The 241-nt window shown below is 48.1% G+C and carries 1 protein-coding gene; it reads left to right on the plus strand.

Translation table 11 applies throughout. From position 1 onward, the window contains the following. Positions 1 to 134, plus strand: a 134-nt coding sequence (locus tag SB749_RS20635; RefSeq protein ID WP_410711959.1) for an FAD-binding oxidoreductase, incomplete at its 5' end; no start/stop codon positions are given. Positions 135 to 241: the final 107 nt, after the last annotated feature.

The following is a 241-nucleotide window of genomic DNA, read 5'->3' on the forward strand; positions in this document are numbered from 1 at the left end:
CCCCTCGTGGTGGCGGCACCGGCACTAATGGTCAGTCTTTAACTTCCGGTATTGTGGTGGACTTAAGTCGTCACATGAATAAAGTACTGGAAGTTAACCCTAAAGAAGGCTGGGTACGAGTGCAGGCGGGCTGAAGCCGCTTTTAACGAATCGGAGTTTTCCTGACCAATCAGCAACAACTGAGTTTCTGTTTGTGACAACTCTCGCATTGTTTGTGCAGACTTCGAAATATCTTCGCTTG

Origin of the sequence: Brevibacterium sp. SIMBA_078 (genome assembly GCF_046534565.1) — a bacterium.
Classification (GTDB): Bacteria; Actinomycetota; Actinomycetes; order Actinomycetales; family Brevibacteriaceae; genus Brevibacterium.